This is a genomic window from Streptomyces sp. NBC_01445 (assembly GCF_035918235.1).
Classification (GTDB): domain Bacteria; phylum Actinomycetota; class Actinomycetes; order Streptomycetales; family Streptomycetaceae; genus Streptomyces.
The window spans coordinates 2,230,990-2,249,425 of record NZ_CP109485.1 but is presented as its reverse complement, the minus strand read 5'-3'; the positions used below and the strand labels follow the sequence as shown (position 1 = coordinate 2,249,425).

Sequence of the window (18,436 nt, the reverse complement as noted above, 5' to 3'; positions counted from 1 at the left end):
ATCGGAGCACCTCCCATGACCGACGACATCCGAGGCTCCTTGCTCAGGCCCGTGGCCAAGACACCCTGTGCAATCGTGCCGCCGCATTTGCTCAACCGGCTGGCCCGAGCTGAGGACCCGGCCGTGAACGAGCCTGCCCGCCGCACCCTTGCGCTCGACGCGGCACAACGCGTCCAACGCAGGCTAACGGCCGAGATCGGCCCGACCGCCGCCTTGCCGACGCGCGGGCCCGGCCACTCCGATCGCACCGTCCGCGACGCCGAGCACCGGCAGGAGTTGCCCGGCAGACGCATACGCGGAGAGGGCGAGACCGACGTACCGGACACCTCGGTCAATCAAGCCTACGACGGCCTTGGAGCCACCTTCGACTTCTATCTGCAGACCCTGTCCCGCTCGTCCATCGACGGGGCCGGCCTCCCGCTGGACGCCAGCGTTCACTACCGCCGGGACTACGACAATGCCTTCTGGGACGGCGAGCAGATGGTCTTCGGCGACGGGGATGGGCACATCTTCGGCGACTTCACTCAGTCCCCCGACGTCATTGGCCACGAGCTCACCCACGGCGTCACCCAATACACCGCCAACTTGGCATACGTGGGCCAGTCCGGAGCTCTGAACGAGCACCTGTCCGACGTATTCGGGTCCCTGGTCGAGCAGTACGCCAAGGGCGAGACAACCGAGGAAGCAAACTGGCTGATCGGAGAGGAACTGCTGCGCCCCGGAGTGCAGGGAGTCGCGCTGCGCTCGATGAAGGCGCCCGGCACCGCGTACGACGACGATGAGCTCGGCAAGGATCCGCAGCCTGCCCACATGAACGACTTTGTGCAGACCTTCGCCGACAATGGCGGCGTGCACATCAACTCGGGCATCCCTAACCACGCTTTCTACCTGGCCGCCACCCAGCTTGGCGCCCACGCCTGGGATGGCGCTGGCCGTATCTGGTACGACGTGCTCGCCAGTGGCACGCTTGCCAGCGACGCCGACTTCACGTCCTTCGCACGGCGGACCGTGGACGCCGCCGAAGCCTACGGGCCGCAGGAGCGCGATGCGGTACTCCAGTCGTGGGATGCGGTCGGCATACCCACGGCCTGAGTCGGCCAGTGTCCCAGTAGCGCTGAGCGCCTGCGTGATCGGCATGAAGGGCTTCTGCACCCAGGGCTGGGCGCTCATCCCCGCCGACGAGGATCCGCATGAGTTCCTCGTTCGCCGCAGGATCGACGACAGCGAACCTCCGGTCCGGAGCCCGAAGGGGACTCATTCGTGTAGGCCGTCCGGCGGCATCCGGATGGTGATCCGAATGATCATCACGGACGATGGTGCTCGAGTCCCGGCGCAGCAGCAGGTCTCCTGGTCCGCTGCGGGGATCGGATGCTCCGAGACGCCACCGCGAGGTACGTGCCGCAGGAAGTAAGCCGTCAGGGGCTCGCCGGACAGCGCTCCACCCGTGCGGTGCCGCAGTGACGTTCGAAGGAGACACCTCTTGGCTTCAGTTGGCGTAGGCCGGAACCGACCGGCGGGACCGTGCACCAGCCGGCTCGGGTGTGTTTCCGGTCGCGGTCACCATCAAAGTGGACGGCACTCCCGCATCGGCCTGTGGCGTCGGGAGCTGACCACGTGAAGGTTCCCCTCTGGTCCGGCGTCGGATCCCGTCTGCGGGAGTTGCTGGTCCCGACGAGCAACAGGCGGTCACCGGCGACCATGGCATTTATCCTGGTGGTTCTGCTTCTGACGGGGCTGCCGCTGGGCTGGCTCGGCTTCGAAGACCTCGTCGGCGCCCTGACCTACGCGGGTCGCATCACCGGTGCCATCCTCATCCTGGTCTCGGTCACCACACTGGTGGGTGCCGTCGCGGTCTGGGACCACTGGTCCCGAAACCGTATTCCCTACTCGGGAACGGTCGCGCTGATCGGCACGGTCGCGGCATTCTTGACCAACGCCGCGCTTCTGCTCATGACGCTCAAGGACGTCGATTCCACGGCCTACGGGGTGCTGTGGTGCCTGATCACGGTGGGTTGCGCCTGGGCTGTCTTCGCGGTGTGGCGGACATCGGTCGAGATCCCCGCTCCGAAGCGGGTGGCCGCGGCGGTGATCGCCACCGGGCTCATCGCACTGGCGAACTTCGGCTACGAGCGTCTCTACCAGCCGTCCCAGCACGGCGCCAGACCCCTCATCACGATGACCGTGGGAAAGCCTGTGCTGAGGCAGGACCGCAAGGCGTTCGCGTTGCCGGTCGACATCAGGGCCGAGAACCGCAGCGATGTGGGCTTCTACGTGCTCGGCACCGAGTTCCACGCCATGGGGGAACGAGTGCAGATCAGCGCGACGGACCGGAAGCGCGAGCAGTGGCGCGACGATGCCGAGAAGTGGCGGACATTCCAGGAGAACCACCCGCTCTCCCGCCGGGAGATCCAGCAGCCCGGCGAGCTGGTGGCGGCGCAGCCATGGGCGCCCGCCGGAAACTGGATCGAGCCGGGTGACACGATCGTCACCCGGACGGTCGTGCAACTGCCCATGGACACGCCGTACGACCAGTTGGCGTTCTACGCTAACGGGAGCTTCGCACGCAAGGACAGACTCGGCCTGTCGCGGATGCAACTGACCGGGTACTCCTGGAGCGACGGCCAGGTGCCCAACTGGGTGAAGGCGGCGAAGGACTTCGACAACGTCGTCTACCGCGGCCGGGTGTACGAGAACAACGCGATCGCCGCGCATACCAGGGACACCCGTTACGTCACCGTCTATTGGCAGTTCGGTGTGCATGGTGCAGGCCTGCTGCAAGCCATCAGGCGAAACGGCGAGGAAGACCGCGTCAACAGGGAATCGGAAGACCGCGAGTTGGAGAGCCGGTACGGCATCGTCGACTCCATGCAGGGCCCGATCGAACGGACCCTGTGGGATGTCAGGGGCCGGCGGTGACCGGCATGAGCGCGCGGGAGCGCTGGTCCGATCGCTCCAGCCACACCACCAGGGCGAGAGAGCTGTTCATACGATCCCAGGAGTATGAGTCCCCGATGCCGAGCTGCGCCTCCCGCACTGCCCGGCACAGCGTCTCGACGTCGAACATCTCCGCGATCAGCGGATGCTGCGCGGAGCGGCAGAGGTCGATGAGTTCGTCGCCGTGTGTCCGCAAGCCGCGGGCGTAGAGCTCGTCGAAGGGGATCTTGACCGTTCGGCCGAGGATCCGGGGCGGGAGCAGATCTGCCATGGCCTCGCGCAGGACCGCCTTCGGGCGGCCCGGATGGAACGTGGCTTCGGCGGGGAGGCGGCGCATCGTGGCGATGACCTCCAGGTCGAGAAAGGGGTGCGAGAGGAAGAATCCGTCCTGCCCTGCGCGGCGCCAGGAGAGCGGGTCCGGAGCGGCGATGTAGTTGGCCGCGTCGTAGAGCGACTGTTCCGGCCGGCGTCCGAACACGAAGCGGCTCTCCGCGACGCTGGCCTCACGGTAGCCGTGAGCCCGCGCGAATCCGGATCGCAGCCATCGGGGGCGGGCGAAGTTGCCGAGGCCGCCGAGCACCGTTCCGCGGCGGCGGACGAGCGCTGTGAGCCGTTCGGCGGCCAGCGGCAGAGTCGGCTGCACTACGTATGCGGAGACGACGTCCCGCAAGCCCCGCTCGCCGCCCGTGGCCCAGGCACGTGCCTGCTTCGTCATCTGCCGGAGCTGTCCTGTGCGGGCCAGCCTGTGCAGGTGAAGCGGGTTGGCGTCGGCAATCGGATCGGCCCCGCAGCCGGTCATGAGGGTGTCACAGCCCAGTTCCGCCGCGGCGGCATGGAGGCTGCTCCAGAACGGAGCGCGGAAGGCGTGCGCATGAGGCTCGTCCGTGTCCCCTGCGTGGTGCCTAAAGTCGTCGAAGTCGGCCACGTCATCGACATCGATCATCATCGGGTGGGCCGCGGGCACATGGCGGCGGATCGCTTCCATCGCCTCGTCGAGGTACGGCTGTTCCTCGGCCAGTTCTCCTCTGCCGAAGCGTCCGGCAAGCAGGACCAGGTCCCCAGGGCGGTCCTGTCCCGCGGCCAGCAGACGTGCCGCGAGCAACGCGACGCTGGTGGAGTCGGTGCCGCCGGAGACATGGCAAGCCGTCGTCCTGCCCATACGGCGCCCGACAGCGTTCTCCAGGGCGAGGCGCAGGTCCTTCGCGGCGCCGTTGAGGTGGGCCCCGTCTGCTGCCGGGACCGACGGGGCGTCTGCCGCGGGTACTGACAGGTCGTCCGCCTGACGGACGTGTCGCGGCACCCGACCGCGTATCTGCCCTGTGAGCGAAAGTTCCACCACCTCGCCGCCCAGCATCCGGTGCACCCCGGCGAAAGGGGTGAGTTCCGAGTGGGGTTGCGCCGTGTTCCCGGTCAGGTACCGGCAGAAGTAGCGACGTTCTAGCTCCGCTCCGGCGCCCAGGTGGCGCGCCGAGGTACTCACCGCGCTCACACGGCCGCCGGACTCCCTGAAGAACAGGGGGATACGTGCCTGCTCGTCCCGCATCAGCAGGATGCGGTCGCGGTACACCAGGACAGCCGCGTAGTCGCCGGTCGGCAGACGCGACACGGCTCCCGGACGGCCGAAGTCGTCGAGGAGGCGGCGCGCACCCGCCATGCGGTCCCGGACCGAGCCGACCCAGCCGGCGACCACCGCGGTTCCGGCCTGGGAGGAGACCGTCGTCACGAGCCCCTGCTCGGCCATGGCCCCGGCTGCCGAGAGCTTCGGTGTGCTCCCGGCCCAGTCGAGGCGGAGTGCTTCCACGTCACTGGCCTCCGCCGTTGATCGTGAGAACCGGAGTGAACGCGTGCCCGCGCGGATCGGCGTCAGGGATGCACACGCCGGCCGAAGACGTCCAGGCGTGCAAAGCGAAAGGGTGCTCGCGTACACCAACGTGAAGCGCGGCCTTCAGGCCGCGCCGCCGCAGCAGGACAAAAGCCGTGACGGCCTCGGCCTTGCAGTCATCGTTGACGAACCAGCTTCTGCGGCTGTGTGATTGCACTGCTCGTTTCAGCCGTGCGACGTCCTCGGCAGAGGCGGGGTCTGCTCGTGCATAATCCGGGGCTGCTAAGGACAGGAGCCGAAGGACGCGCCCGAATCCGATGGTCCGGATCAGCACGTGCACTCCGCGCAGCCAGAGCCCGATCTCGACGTCCGAATGCTTCTTTCGGCGGGCCGTCGCACACCCGGCACGGATGAGACCGGTGACGAGTTCGGTGCGTTCCGTGGAGCTTTCGTCCACGAACTTCTGGATGTCCGCCGTCGCCATTCCAAGAAAACGCGTCCGACTCCAGTCCGCAATCAGCGCTCCACTGGACATCCTGGTGACGCGGCAATGCGGTGACAGGACCCGCGTCATGGCTGCCAGGGCATCGGGGTCCTCTGCCACCACACATCCTCCAAGGTCGGCCTGCAGCGGCAACCCTGCGGCGGGCCCGGTTCGACTTGTCGACGGTGTATCAAAAAAGGTATCCGTGACCGTCGTAGTGGCCGCCGCTGAAGCCCTGGATCAGACGGCCGTTGCCGAAAAGGACAAGCCCACGCGGCGTACGACGCCGCAGCAGTCGGAGAAACATCGCCTACCTCCAGGATCGGTCAGCGCTTGTTAATTCGAGGCTACTCTGCCCAGGATGCCCTGCAACCGGGCAGAATAGCGCCGCCCCGGGCTGAGCGAGATCTCCGTGGACGGCTGCACCACCAAGGCCCCGTCCGGCGGCGAGAAGGCCGGGCGCTCCCTGGTCGCATATCCACAAGTGACCAACGGTGTCGCATAGAGGCGACCAGGGACGATCCTTCTCGGCGCTGGTGAGGGTGCGATCGCTGGAGTTGACAGCTTCGCGGGCCTCGCCCTGTGTGGCGCGGTCGGTACGTGTGTAGACGGCCGGACCGCGGACGGGCGGTTCGAAAGGGACTGACAGATGGTCTTCGGTGTGGTTACGATGCCCGCGATGAACACCTTCCTCTCATTGGGATCGGAGGAATCGTCCGCGCAAGGTGAGTGCTGATGGCACATCACTTCACGCAGGAGATTCCGGCCCACCTGTTGATGTGGCAGCGCGTACGCGAGTACGCCGTGCCACCGTCCATGATCGAGACCGCGACCGCGCGCCGTGCGGCCGGTGACTGGGCGGGGGCCTGTGCCGCCGCCCGGATCGACGTAGACCTCGATCTGCGCTATGTGCGCGACCGCCACGGCACCGATATCGCCACCCGTATCCGTGCAGATCTGCGCAGGCTCGCGCCCGATCTGCTCCGCTGGCACATGCCCAGGATCGCCCCCGACGGGCGCCTGAGGCCCGGCCTCACCATCTCCTTGGCCCGTTACGGGAGGTGCGGCGGAACACCGCCGCACCTCGTGGTGCGGACACCGCCCGCCTACGCGGACGCCGGACAGCGGATGTCGCTGGGCGTGTGGGAGGGGTCGGCGAACGACCGTCCCGCGAACCGTCCGTACCTCCATCCGCATCCGCATCCCGACCGGCGTTTCCGGCTCGATCTGCACCGGCATCTCTGGGATTCGGGACGGAGCGGCGAACTGGCGCGGCGCGGAGGTGCGCCGTCCGTGGCGCCCCCCGGCCGGCCCGCCCTTCACGACTCGCCCTGGGCAGTGGCCAGCTGGGCCGCCGAGGCGGAGTTGCTGTTGCAGGCCGAGGGGCGCTCTCGTGGGGCCTTCACCGTACGGCTCGGAGCGCGCAGTCGTGCCGTACTCGAACTCGTCGCCCCCGACGACAACCACGCGCCGACGTTCCGGCCGCGGCGAGAGACACTGCCCCCGCAGGAAGTCGCGGTGCTGCCCGTGCTACCTGAGGCGGCGGCCCGAATTCTTCCCGATCTGGAACTGCTACGGGCCGGGCTGATCGCGGTCGGGCGGCTGCATCCGCTCGTGGCCCAGGCGGTGCAGGAAGACGGCCCGAAGTCCGTGGCCGGCCGCGCCCCCGAGCCCGGCGACCCGCACCGGGTGGAGTGCCGGGGCGAGGTCCATCGCATCGCGCTGCGCGACGGGGTGCTGAGCGCGGTCGATCACGACCCGGACCAACTCCGCCGAGAGGACCTGCTGGTGGCGCTCGGGGGTCCGGCGCTGCCCTGCCTGCGGGCGATCGACGCGGTGCACCGCAACCCTGAGGCGCTTCCCGCCGTACGGGAACGCCTCCGCCACGGTGACGTCACCGGTGCGCTCTCCGTGGTCGAGGGGCTGCTCGGTCCCGCTGCGGTGCTGCGCGACGGGCCGCTCAGGGAGGAACTGGAGTCGGCCGCGATCCGCCGCATCGATCACGGGCTCTTCCGCGCGGGGCTGGCCGACGTACCCGCCGGCCCCGGCGAACCACGGGGCGGGCACGCTTCGGGCGCGCGGCACACGGAAGCGGGCCACCGACCCCGGCTCGGCCGCGCCACGTCCCTTGCAGCGCGCCGCAAGCGCGGCAGCCGGGGCCGACCTCGTACCGGTCAGATCTGATCCGCCCTCACTCACTCATCGGCTGACTCGCCGAAGTCCCCCTCACGCACGGCGCGTTGCGCGCCGCAGGCCCTCACGCCCTCAGGAACGGCACGCCCCGTTCTCCTCTCCCACTCCAGGTGATGCCCCATGACTTCCAGCACCGTCCTGCCCGTCCCTGCCCTCGCCACCGCCACCGCGACCCCCGAGACCGATACGGACCTGGCTCTCGCCGCCCATCTCCTCTCCCTCCTGCGGACGACCACCACCGAGCCGCGCCCCGATGAACAGCTCGAAGCGCTCACCCTGGCCGTCGCCGCCGACCTGCCCGTGCTGCTCTGGGGTGAGCCGGGCATCGGCAAGACCGCTGCCCTGACGCAGCTCGCCACCTCGCTCGACCTGCCGCTCACGACGGTGATCGCCAGCGTCCACGAGCCGTCCGACTTCTCCGGGCTGCCCATCGTCGGCGACAACCCGACCGTGCAGGGCGTGCCGATGGCGCCGCCGCAGTGGGCCGTCGAACTCGTACGCGCCGGACGGGGGCTGCTCTTCCTCGACGAACTCTCCACCGCCACCCCAGCCGTCCAGGCCGCACTGCTGCGCGTCGTCCTGGAACGGCAGGTCGGAGCGCTCCAGCTCCCGCCAGACGTAAGGATCGTGGCCGCCGCCAACCCGCGCGCCTCGGCAGCAGACGGGTGGGAGCTGAGCCCGCCCCTCGCCAACCGTTTCGTGCACCTGAACTGGGTGCACGACCGGGACGTGGTGGTACGCGGCCTCGGCGGGGTCTGGCCCCGGGCGGAGCTGCCCCGGCTCGCTCCGGAACGGCTAGCAGAGGCGGTGACGTTCGCCCGGCACGCGGTCTGCGGATTCCTCAAGGCCCGGCCGACGCTGATCCACCGGTTGCCGACCTCCGAGGCGCGGCGCGGGGGTGCGTGGCCGTCGCCCCGGAGCTGGGAGGCCGCGCTGACCCTGCTCGCCTTCGGTACCGCGGCCTCCGTCTCCCGGGACGTCCTCGCGCTGCTGGTGCGGGGCGCGGTGGGGGACGGGCCGGGGCTCGAACTCCTCGCCCACCTCGACCGAATGGACCTACCGGACCCGGAGTCGCTGCTCGCCGACCCGACCGCCGCCGAGCTGCCGGAGCGGGGCGATCTGCGGCAGGCAGCGCTGGAGGCGGTGGTGGCCGCCGTCGGGGCACGGCCAGAGCGGCACCGGTGGGAGGCGGGCTGGGCCGTGCTGGTCAGGGCCCTGGAGACCGGAGCCCCGGACCTCCTGGTCGCCCCGGCAACGGCGCTGGCCGGGCTGCGACGAGACGACTGGGAGGTGCCGGTGGAGGTGGAACGGCTGGCCGGCGTTGTCGGACTCGCCCGGACTGCGGACCGGTCGGTGGAACGGGTCGCGGCAGCAGCCGACGCCCGTCGCATGACGGGGGCGCGCCGATGACGGCAGCCGCGAACCACCCCGGACCGCGCCCGCTCCCGCGATCGGCAACAGCTGCCGCGCAGCGCCCGGGACCACGCCCGCTGCCGCGCCCCATGTCCCCGCCCGCGCCCCCGCGCCCGGTGCGGGCGACACCGCCGGAGCGACCGGACCGCTTTGGAGGGCCCGCCGACCGGCCCGGACTCCCGCTGGACCGGCAGAAGTTGCTCGCCGCACGGCTGCACGCGGTGAAGGTCCGCCCGTACCTGGCCGACGCGCTCTTCGCGCTGCATGTGGTGGAGGACCGTGCGATGCCGACGATGGCGGTCGACGCGCACTGGCGCTGCTACGTGTCGCCCGGATTCGTGGCCCGCACACCGCTGGAGGAACTGGCGGGTGTCTGGGTGCACGAGGTCTCCCATCTGCTCCGCGACCACCACGGGCGCGGCGAGCGGTATGCGCGGGAGCATGAGGAGTCCGGGCCGGGCGAGCGGCTGCGTCGGAACATCGCCGCCGACTTCGAGATCAACGACGACATCTACGGTGACGGACTGCCCCGGCCCTTCGGGGCGGTCGTGCCGTCGCTGTTGCGACTACCCGACGGTCTGCTGATGGAGGAGTACCTGCGGACGGCCTCGATGTCCGGGCTCGGCGCGGAACTGGCCTGGCTGGACTGCGGCAGTGGTGCCGACGGGCACGACCGGTCGTGGGAGCTGGGGCCAAGCGGGGCGAACGGACTCACCCGGCAGCAGCGAGACGCGGTTCGCTTCCGGGTCGCGGAGGGCATCAAAGGCCGGCCCGGCGACGCTCCGGAAGGGTGGCGGCGGTGGGCCGACGAAGCGTTCCAACCGCCGCAGCCGTGGCGGCAGTTGTTGGGCGCGGCAGTCCGCTCGGCGGCGAGTGCGCCCGGAGTGGGGGAGAACCATACCTACCGGCGTCCGTCCCGCCGCTCGGCGAGCGTCCCTGGAGTGGTTCTGCCGAGCCTTCGCCGTACGCCGCCCCGCGTCTGCGTCGTCATCGACACCTCCGGCTCGGTGAGCGACGCCGAGCTCGGCAGCGCGCTCCTCGAGGTCGCGGCGATCTCGCGGGCCGTCGGCGGGCGGCGCGACCTGGTCTCGGTGATCTCCTGCGACGCGGCGGCCGGCGTCGCCGTCCCGCTCTGCCGTGCCGAGAGCCTCGAGCTGCTCGGCGGCGGCGGAACCGATCTGCGCTCCGGTTTCGCCCGGGCGCTCCGTTCCCAGCCCCGCCCCGACGTGATCGTCGCCCTGACCGACGGGCAGACGCCGTGGCCCTCCGGACAGCCGCCCTGCCGCACCGTCGTCGGCCTGTTCCCGCGCCCCGCCCGCGCCACGGACGAGGACGACCCCGACTACGTACCGGACATCCCGCCGTCCTGGGCGCGCGTCGTCACCATCGGTTGAGGAAGGCAGCAGGCGCCCGTCGCTCAGCGGCGAGGAATTGCCAGCGGTGATCGTCCCGTCCGGCCGGAAAGAGGGCTTGAGACCTGCCAGTTTCTCGATCGGCACGGATGACGAGGTCGTCGTAAAACCCCTCGTCCCAGGCCCTGGCAGGACGCGGACGCAGCGCACGTGCGTGGGCGTCCGGTGCGCTTGGGGCGGCAGGTCTTCGCCGTTCGTAGGCGGCCAGGACCTGTCGGGCGTGGGCCTCGTTCATGATGAGGACATAGTCGAGGGCCTCGTGCCGGATGCTGCCGATCACCCGCTCGCAGTGGGCGTTCATCCGAGGGGCCCGCTCATAAGGATCTCCATCTCCTCGGCCTCGAAGACGGCGTCGAAGGACTGCGCGTACTTGCTGTCGCGGTCACGCAGCAGGAAGCGCAGGAACTCCATGCGTGTGCCCAGGTCGGCGGCTGGGTTCCGGGCCTGCTGCACTGCCCATTCGCGGTTGGGGTGTGTGGTGACGCCGGTGATGTGCAGGCGTCTGGTGCGGTGTTCGAGGGACGCCAGCGCGTACAGCCTGCGTCCGAAGGCAGTGTCGAGATGGAAGAAGTCGGCGGCGGTGATGTCCTGGGTCTGGTTGGTGAGGAACTCCCTCCAGGTCGGGCCGGTACGGCGCGGGGCCGGGCCGATGCCCGCCGCGTGCAGGATCTCCCAGACCGTGGACGCGGTGATCGGGTGCCCGAGTCAGGTCAGCTCGCCCTGGATCCGCCTGTGCCCTGTGCCCCCATTGTGCGTTCTCTCGAGCGAGCTGCAGGATCAGCTTCTTGAGTGCCGCCCTGGTCGGCGGGCGTCCTGTGAGGGTGCGCCGGGTGCTGTAGTCCCACTTCGCCGCGATGAACCTGCGATGCCAGGCCAGCGGCGTGCCAGGCGTGACCGGGAAGATCTCGCGCCAGCGGTGACGGGGTATCAGGTGGGAGAGGGCGGCCGGCCAGAACCGGTCCGTAGGCTCGTAGCAGACCGGTCCGGTGATCTGACGGCGTAGCACCGCATTCTCATGGCGGAGGACAAGCAACTCGGCGGCCTTGGTGCTGTCGCGACTCAGCAGCACCCCGGGGACGGACGGCAGCTTGCGGGCGACTTTGTACAGCAATGAGACGATCACGCCGGCATGATTCCAGTACAGACCGCGCGATGGTCGCGACCTGCAGCGATGACTTTACGAGCCTCACAGGTCTAGGCTGGCCGTGTCGTCTCAGGACAACCTTCCGGGGTGTTCACGGGTACCTCGGAGCAGCCACAACGTGAGCCGTGGAAGATCGCTTCCCAGCCAGGAAGTGATCGTTTCCCAAGTCGCGCAGAGAGTCCCACATGCCGCTGTACAAGGCCGCCTCCGGCAGGCGTACTCAGCGGCGGTCAGGCCGGGCAGATCCGGTCCGGAAGTCCGGCGGGCATCCCACGGCGCTCGTCCTGGGTGAGGTCACGACCGACGGCGTCGCACAGATGGCGTCTCCAGAGTTCGGGGTCGAGGCGCATCAGGTCCAGCCGTCCTCTGCCGTCGTTTCCCCCCAGGCCGCTTTCGGATACGGCCCGCACCAAGGTCTTCCCGTCTCTGGTGGCCGCCATGAAGTGCTGGTTCCTCGAGAAGTCGTAGGACTCGAAGTGGCTGGGGTCCGATGCCTGCTGGAAGCGCACAGAGCTTCCGTTGGCTACGTAGAACTCGCCTTCACTTCCTGTGAAGTTGAAGGTGAACCCCTTGCCGGTGAACGCGTCGTTCGCTCCCAGAGGCCCGAGCGGACCGACGCCTCTCTTCGGCGAATGTCGGGACCCTACCGACCACAATTCCAGCATGCCGCCCGGTGTCTTCGCTGCCGCGTACCGTCCGCTGCTGTCGAGGAAGGCCCGCTCGACATCCGGGCTGAGGCTGACGCGTAGTGTCTTGTTCTCCTTGCCCGTTCGTAGATTGACGGCGTGTAGGGTCGGATCGCCCTTGACCATGATCTGCACATATCCCGCCTCGGAATGGCTGTTGACCGCGAAGCCGGAATCAACGTCTCCCAGCCCCGAGCTGGATACAGGCGGGACTTTCTTGCCGAGCTTGAGCGCACGGACGTCGATGGTCTTGGACAGGAGGCGACCCTCCCTGGCGTTCCAGTGCTCGATCCGGCTGCCGGAGACCGTCAGCAGTTCGTCGCCCCGGTCAAAGTCGAGCAACAGCGGTTCCGCGTACGCAGTGTCGTCGGGAGGCGTGAGCGTGGCGATCTCCGCCACCTTGCGCAGAGACGGGATCTGCCGGACCAGGATCTTGTTCCGGCCGACGACGTCCGCCACGAGCGTCCCGGCGTCGTTGACTGTCAGCGAGTTCACCCGGTCCGGAGAGGCTGGTGTCCCAGGAATTTCCGGCTGTTTCACCTCGGACATGATTCGTTCGGAGGGCACGTCGATGAGCGCCAGGGTCTCGTCATCGTCAGGTTCGTCCCACTGCCGGACGCGGGCCACCATCGCCTTCCCACCATCGATCAGTTTCGGATCGTTGACGACGATGTCGTCGGCTTCGATGTCGCCCGTGTTCAGCGGCAAGGCGGTCAGCGCGTTCTCGTCCTGTTCGAGAGCGAGCACCACCGGGGCGTGTGCGTCTCCGAGGAGACGGCCGGTGTGGTTCTCCAGCGACGGCCCCGTGGCCTGCTGCACTTGGCTGCCGCGCCTGGTGCCGACGAGTGTCCACGTGTCAAGGTGGTTCACCGCGAAGCGCTCGCCCTTCTCGTCCACGGCGATGCTTTCGCAGCTGTCATCCTTGTTGGTATAGCTGTTCAGCATCCGCCCGTCCGTTACGCGCAGGGCCCGGTAGACGGCGTCGGTCGTGCTGCCCTGCTTTTGCGCGCTGCAGACGACCAGTACGCTTCCGTCTCCCGACAGGGTGGTTGCCGGGCCGAACAACGCGCTCGTGTCGACGCCATCCGCCAGCTCGCGCACCTTCCCTGTACTGACATCCACAGCCGCCAGTGAGGAGCCACGTTTGCCCGAGCTGGGCCGACGGACCACGAGCGTGTCCTCGTCCGGCCCGAACCACACAGACACTCCGGTCGCGGGCACCCTCCCGGGCACTTCCCGGTAGCGTGCCGCCTCCAAGTCCCACACCCGCAGCCGTCCATCCCCCACGCTGGCCAGGTGCCGGGCATCCGGCGAGAAAGCCATGACGCTGTCCTCGTCGCTCTGCACTTCCAAGTCGGCCTTGTCCTTGAACTCCGCGTCCCGAACCGTGTGCGCCGCCCCCAGCATGTCCTCCGCCTTGCCGGCCTCGGGATTGACGTCGCGCCAGACCAGTGTCCCGGCCGCCGACAGATAAGCGATCCGCCGCCTATCTCGGCTGACCAACGGATGGAGGGCCATCTCGGTGAGGCCGAGTTGGTGTCGAAGAATCCTTCCCCCGGCCTGCCGTACGAATAGCGTGGCACGCGCGTTGTCGGACGTCACGAGTGTCACCGTGCCGTCCACACTCGTCACCGCGTCCTGAATCTTCCCCTCGGTCCCACTCAGCAGCCACGCGGCGCCCTTGAACTCGTCGTACCTGCGCAGCATGGCATTGCGGGCCTCATCCGTCGGCGCGACCTCGTACGCCGCCATGGCAATCAGTGCGGCTTGCCCCGGATCCTGCTTAGCCACCTCTTCCGAGAAGTTGGCCAACAGACGTGACCGCCCCTCCGCCTCCCGTTGTGTGCTGACGCGCGACTGGTAGGCGAGGAAGGTACCGAGTCCGACGATCAGTGCGAACACCACGGCGATCGCAGTCCACGCGACACGTACGCGGTTGCGCCTCGCACGCTGACGCCGCTGCGCGCGGTCGAGGAAGTCTCGTTCCTCCGGGGTGAGTTGCTTTTCACGGCTGTGCAACCGGTTGTGCAGCGACAGGAGTTGCAGCGAGCTGGGCAGCAGATCGGGAGACCTGTTCGCCTTTTGCCAACGGTCGAGGTCGTGCCCGAGTTCGGCCCGGCCGGCCAGGAACTCTGCGTCGGCCTTCACCTGCTGCGCGAGCGTCGGCCAGGCACTGATCAGCGCCTCGTGGGCGAGCTCGACACTCTGTGCTTGCCCCTCGTCCCCATGCAGTACAAGCAGTCGTCGCGCGGCGAGTGACTTCGCGATCCGCCACTGCGTTCGATTGGCCTCCTCCTGGGTGAGCATGCGGCGCAGCGGAGCCTCACTGCCCGGCAGTACCCGGACCAGGCCGGTGAGCAGCCGCAGCGCTTCTCTCTTCCGCTCGTCCTCGTCCTTGTCCTCTTCTCCGCCCTTGCCCTTGTGCTGTTTCTCGACGCATTCCTGCCATGCTTGCTCGGCGTGGAGTTTCAGGGCGCCGGACACGCCCTCGTTCTCTTCGTACGTTGCGGTTCGCAGCCGTCCGGCGGCCTTGTGCTTCCAGAGCTGGGACAGGACGAATCCCAGCAGGGGCAGGATTCCCGGTTCGCCGCCCGCGTCGTCGAGGATGCGCCGCTCAAGGCCCGGTTCATAGTCCACAGTCGAGATGCGCTTGACCGGTTCGCTGATCACCTGCGCAAGCTGGTCCCGGGACATCGGCGTGAGCGGGACGGTCACGCCCTTCTTCAGTGCGGGGCCGAGGCACGCGTGGTTGAGCGCGGCGTCCATGAAGTCGGCCCGCAGAGTGACCAGCACCCGCAATCCGTCGTGCTGTCGTTCGGGGAACAGCAGATCGGCGACCTCCTTGGCCCTCGCCTTACGACGATGGTCCAGGAGCGCTTCGGCTTGATCGAGTACGACGAGAAGCCGGTCGGCCGCCGAACCCAGGGCACGGTGGACGGTGTCCGTCAGCCCCAACCTGACCAGCCACGACTCCACTTGGTCAGCGCTCTCCGCACGCGGAGGGCCGTACTGCCCCGACCGCACCATCTCGAAGAGTTCGTTGGCGAGCGCAACCCGCGGGGAATCGGAGTGCACGGCGTTCACCCGCAGAATTCGGTAGCCGTCCCGCCGCATCCTCGGCACCGCACCAGCCAGCGCGAGTGACGACTTGCCGCATCCCGACGGCCCGTACACCGTGACGGTGGGCTGATCGCCCCGCAGGGCGGTGACCACTCGGTCGATGTCGTCGTCCCGGCCGAAGAAGACATCCGCGTCGTCCTCCTGAAAGGTGGACAGGCCACGGAAGGGCGTTGCCGGGCCAACGAAGGGGGCGAGTTCAGGCACTTCCTTCAGCAGGGTTCGCGTCCGTAGGACGAACGCCTGCTGAGCCTCGCGCACCGGCTGCGCCGCCACCATCATCCCAACGGCAGCGCCCAGTTCGTTGTCCCAGACGGGGGTACCGCTGAAGCCCTGCTTGACGTACACGGCCTCGCCGTCAGTTCGCGAGAGCTGGATCCAGCCCTGGCGAGTGGGCCCACGGAACCTGCCGCTCTGCCAGATCTCACCCGGAGTGTCATCGGTGAAGCCCACGGCACGCGAATCGTGGTCCCACAGGTCGCGCACCGGGTCGACCATGGGAAGCGGGCGGGCTCCGGGGATCCTGTTGCGCAATCGCAGGACCGCGATGTCCCCGCTCTGATCGGCCCTGATCGGAATCCAGCGCTGGACCTCGGCACTCTGCTCGCCCCCGTCGACACCGTCGACGTTCCCGGCCAGCGGCAAGTCGACCGAGACCTCGGTCCCGGCCCCCACCTCGTCCTCCCGGGGCCGGTCCAGCGCATCCGACACCACATGGGCACAGGTCAGCACCAGATCCGGAGCGATGAGGAAGCCCGCACCGCCAATCGCACCGTCCGCCCCCTTGACACGGACGACGGCCGAGGCCAGTGCCGACTCCGCCTCCTCGGCCCCCCGCTCCTGAACCACCGTCACCACGACCTCCGTGCCCCCGTTGCGCCCTGGCTGGCTCAACTCCCTTGTTAAGTATCTCCGTTGACGTCTCTCGCTTCACTCCTGTTCCAGGTCAAGCTCACGGAGAAATTGGCCGCTGTCGCCGTACTGGCGATCACCACGTCCGCTTCGGCCGACAGTGACACCCCGAACTCCAGCGTGATCTCGTCCGGCGCGTTCGCAAGCCCCTTGAACCGCCCCACAAAGCTCTCCGCCACGGGGCGTACCGTGTCCAGCATCTGTCCGAACGACCGCTCGGCCCGCGCTATGGAGCGGCCTCCCCGACCCACCCGGACGAGCGTCTCGTCCACCTCCCGGATCTGTACGCGCACGGACTCGTCACTGCCGTCACCCAGAGGAACTTCCACCGTGTGGACGGGGCGGTCGCTCATGACTCTCCTCCATTACTCGGAAGCTGCAGATCGTAGCGGCACCTGCCTCCGGAGACCGCACGCCTTCGGGACGATGCGGCAGGTCTAACCACACCGCCTTGCCCTCCGGGCGGGACAAGCCGTCTTACGGAGCGGAGGTCCGCAACCTCAGCAGCCGCTGGCGACCGGGTGATGCCTCTGCGGTGGATCCTGGGACGCTACGTCCGCAGGGGCATGCCGAGTTCCCTCGCCGGTGCCTCGTCGGTGGCGCCCGAGGTCCCCCGTCCAGCGCTCCGCGCGGATCACAGCACGGGCCGCCGCGAGGATCTCCTCGTCCGTCTCCACGCCGGGACCCCGCAGCACCTGAAGCAGCCGGGTCTGCCACACGTCGGGGTCAGCCTCGTAGGCGTCCAGTACCCGTACGCCGTAGCCGCCACTTCTGGTCAACCGTCGCCGGACCGCCTCGCTCAATCTGGCGTAGAGGTCATGTAAGGCCCCGCGTCCCGTCTCCGTGAGGCCGGCCGCCGCTCCCGTGGCCAACGCGACGGCCACCAAGTCCACTTCGGTCACCGGGACCCCCTTCAGTTGTGCGAGTTGTGCGATGTCGTGTCCATCAGCATGGGCGGGGGTGCTGCAATGCTGATGAAATTCCGATGATGTGGATGATGTACGCGAGCGGGAGTGGAGGCTTTGCGGTGGACGAGCGAGATCCTCAGGGGCTTCGGATCGCGTTGCTCGGACCGCTGCGCGCCTGGCGTGGTGGAACTCCGGTGGATCTGGGGCCGGTTCGGCGGCAGGCCGTGCTTGCCGCGCTGGTGCTGCGTGCGGACACTGCGGATGCCGATTGATCATCCGGCCTGCTCAGGCGGCATGTTGGTACTCGTGGAGGGTTCCGCCGAGTCGGTCTCCTCGGCGGACCTCCAGGTGCGTGATCTGCGCTGGTGCGTTGATCGGTTCGGGTAGTGGGCGAAGGGACGCGACTTGCTTCAGCGTTCGGTGCGGTCGATGCCAGTTGTAGAAGGATTCGAACTCGCGCAGCGCATCCATAAGGTGGTTCTGGTTCCAGATCAAGGTGCGGTCCAGGAACTCGCGTTGGCAGGTCTGTATCCAGCGCTCCATGAGCGAGTTCATCCGGGGTATCTGGATGTCTGTGGTGATCACCTTCTGGCCGGCGTCGGCCATAAGGGCGTCGAAGGGGGTCGTGAACTTCGAGTCGCAGTCGCGGATCAGGAATCTGGCCTTGCTGCTGGCGTCATCGAGGGCCATGAGGAGGTTGCGCCCGAGCTGCACGATCCACTGCGCGGTCGGGTGCGCGGTGGCGCCCAGGACCCGGATGCGTCTTGTCGGGCGCTCGATGACGGCGAAGACGTACAGCCGCGCCCCAGCCAGGGTGCGGACCTCGAAGAGATCGCAGGCGAGCAGTGCGTCGGCCTGGCTGCGCAGAAGTTCGCCCAGGTCGCGCTCTGCCGTTCGGGCGCGGGCGGGATGCCGTGCTCCTTGAGGATCTCCCAGACGGTGGAGGCGGCGACCTTGATGCCCAGCGCCGCAAGTTCACCGTGGATCCGGCGGTACCCCTATGAGCTGTTGTCCCGTGCCAGGCGCAGCACCAGGGCGCGAATCGAGCGGACGGTCGGCGGGCGCCCGCGACGCTTCGGCGCGCAGGTCGCGGCATGGCTCCGCGTGAGCAGGTCGCGGTGCCAGCGCAAGATCGTCTCTGGGTGGACCAGCAGCAGGGGATGCCGCAGCTTCTCTCTTGGGCGGCGGAGCAGACCGGCCAGGATCACCCGGTCGGTGTCGGTGAACGTCGGCTTGGATACCTGGCGTTGCAGGACCATCAGCTGGTGCCGCAGGGCGAGGATCTCGATGTCCTGGTCCCGGTCGCTCATTGGCAGCAGACGTAGCAACGCGAAGGCGTTGGTGGCGGCGAGGCAGGCCAGGTGCAGCAGCACGAGAGATCATGATGCCGTCCGCATTGGTCCGCGGGAAG

10 protein-coding genes and 3 pseudogenes are annotated in these 18,436 nt (G+C 68.6%); 5 read left to right on the top strand and 8 right to left on the bottom strand.

The features are described 5' to 3' along the window. The first annotated feature begins 15 nt into the window (after positions 1-15). A complete protein-coding gene (locus tag OG574_RS10510) occupies positions 16-1,092 on the top strand; it encodes a M4 family metallopeptidase (protein WP_326772944.1) in 1,077 nt (358 codons plus the stop codon). Positions 1,093-1,659: 567 nt separating this feature from the next. Further along, entirely contained in the window at positions 1,660-2,916 is a 1,257-nt protein-coding gene (locus OG574_RS10505; protein ID WP_326772943.1) for a hypothetical protein, read from the top strand. Here the strand turns inward: OG574_RS10505 and OG574_RS10500 are convergent. Both OG574_RS10500 and OG574_RS10495 read right to left on the bottom strand, forming a co-directional pair. Beyond that, positions 2,900-4,735 carry an asparagine synthase-related protein gene (locus OG574_RS10500; RefSeq protein ID WP_326772942.1) on the bottom strand — a complete coding sequence of 612 codons (1,836 nt, stop codon included), beginning with the start codon at positions 4,733-4,735 and terminating at the stop codon, positions 2,900-2,902. The genes OG574_RS10505 and OG574_RS10500 overlap by 17 nt on opposite strands. 1 nt (position 4,736) lies before the next feature. Further along, positions 4,737-5,360: a lasso peptide biosynthesis B2 protein gene (locus tag OG574_RS10495; protein ID WP_326772941.1), complete on the bottom strand. Its 624-nt coding sequence runs from the start codon at positions 5,358-5,360 to the stop codon at positions 4,737-4,739. Between the two features lie 615 nt (positions 5,361-5,975). On the opposite strand from OG574_RS10495, the gene OG574_RS10490 reads away from it, so the two are divergent. From OG574_RS10490 to OG574_RS10480, 3 genes are all read left to right on the top strand, one after another. Then, on the top strand, positions 5,976-7,424 hold the full coding sequence (locus OG574_RS10490; RefSeq protein WP_326772940.1) for a hypothetical protein: 1,449 nt from the start codon (positions 5,976-5,978) through the stop codon (positions 7,422-7,424). 129 nt (positions 7,425-7,553) lie between these two features. After that, the gene (locus OG574_RS10485; protein ID WP_326772939.1) at positions 7,554-8,843 is read left to right on the top strand and encodes an AAA family ATPase; all 1,290 of its coding nucleotides are present in this window, start codon (positions 7,554-7,556) and stop codon (positions 8,841-8,843) included. Positions 8,844-8,935: 92 nt separating this feature from the next. Next, positions 8,936-10,240, top strand: coding sequence for a vWA domain-containing protein (locus tag OG574_RS10480; protein ID WP_326772938.1), 1,305 nt, complete (start codon positions 8,936-8,938; stop codon positions 10,238-10,240). 60 nt (positions 10,241-10,300) lie between these two features. On the opposite strand, the pseudogene OG574_RS52725 reads toward OG574_RS10480, so the two are convergent. The 6 genes and pseudogenes from OG574_RS52725 to OG574_RS10450 form a co-directional block, all read right to left on the bottom strand. Further along, a pseudogene (locus tag OG574_RS52725) lies at positions 10,301-10,345 on the bottom strand (hypothetical protein); the annotation flags it as partial. 106 nt (positions 10,346-10,451) lie between these two features. Then, positions 10,452-11,381, bottom strand: a pseudogene (locus tag OG574_RS10470) (integrase core domain-containing protein); the annotation flags it as partial. A gap of 251 nt (positions 11,382-11,632) precedes the next feature. Next, a complete protein-coding gene (locus tag OG574_RS10465) occupies positions 11,633-16,060 on the bottom strand; it encodes an nSTAND1 domain-containing NTPase (RefSeq protein WP_326772937.1) in 4,428 nt (1,475 codons plus the stop codon). Between the two features lie 47 nt (positions 16,061-16,107). Further along, positions 16,108-16,470 (bottom strand): CU044_2847 family protein, encoded by a 363-nt coding sequence (locus tag OG574_RS10460; RefSeq protein ID WP_326772936.1) that lies wholly within the window; start codon positions 16,468-16,470, stop codon positions 16,108-16,110. A 147-nt stretch (positions 16,471-16,617) separates the two neighbouring features. Continuing rightward, positions 16,618-17,019, bottom strand: coding sequence for a hypothetical protein (locus tag OG574_RS10455; RefSeq protein WP_326772935.1), 402 nt, complete (start codon positions 17,017-17,019; stop codon positions 16,618-16,620). 291 nt (positions 17,020-17,310) lie between these two features. Beyond that, a pseudogene (locus OG574_RS10450) lies at positions 17,311-18,398 on the bottom strand (integrase core domain-containing protein). Between the last annotated feature and the right edge of the window lie 38 nt (positions 18,399-18,436).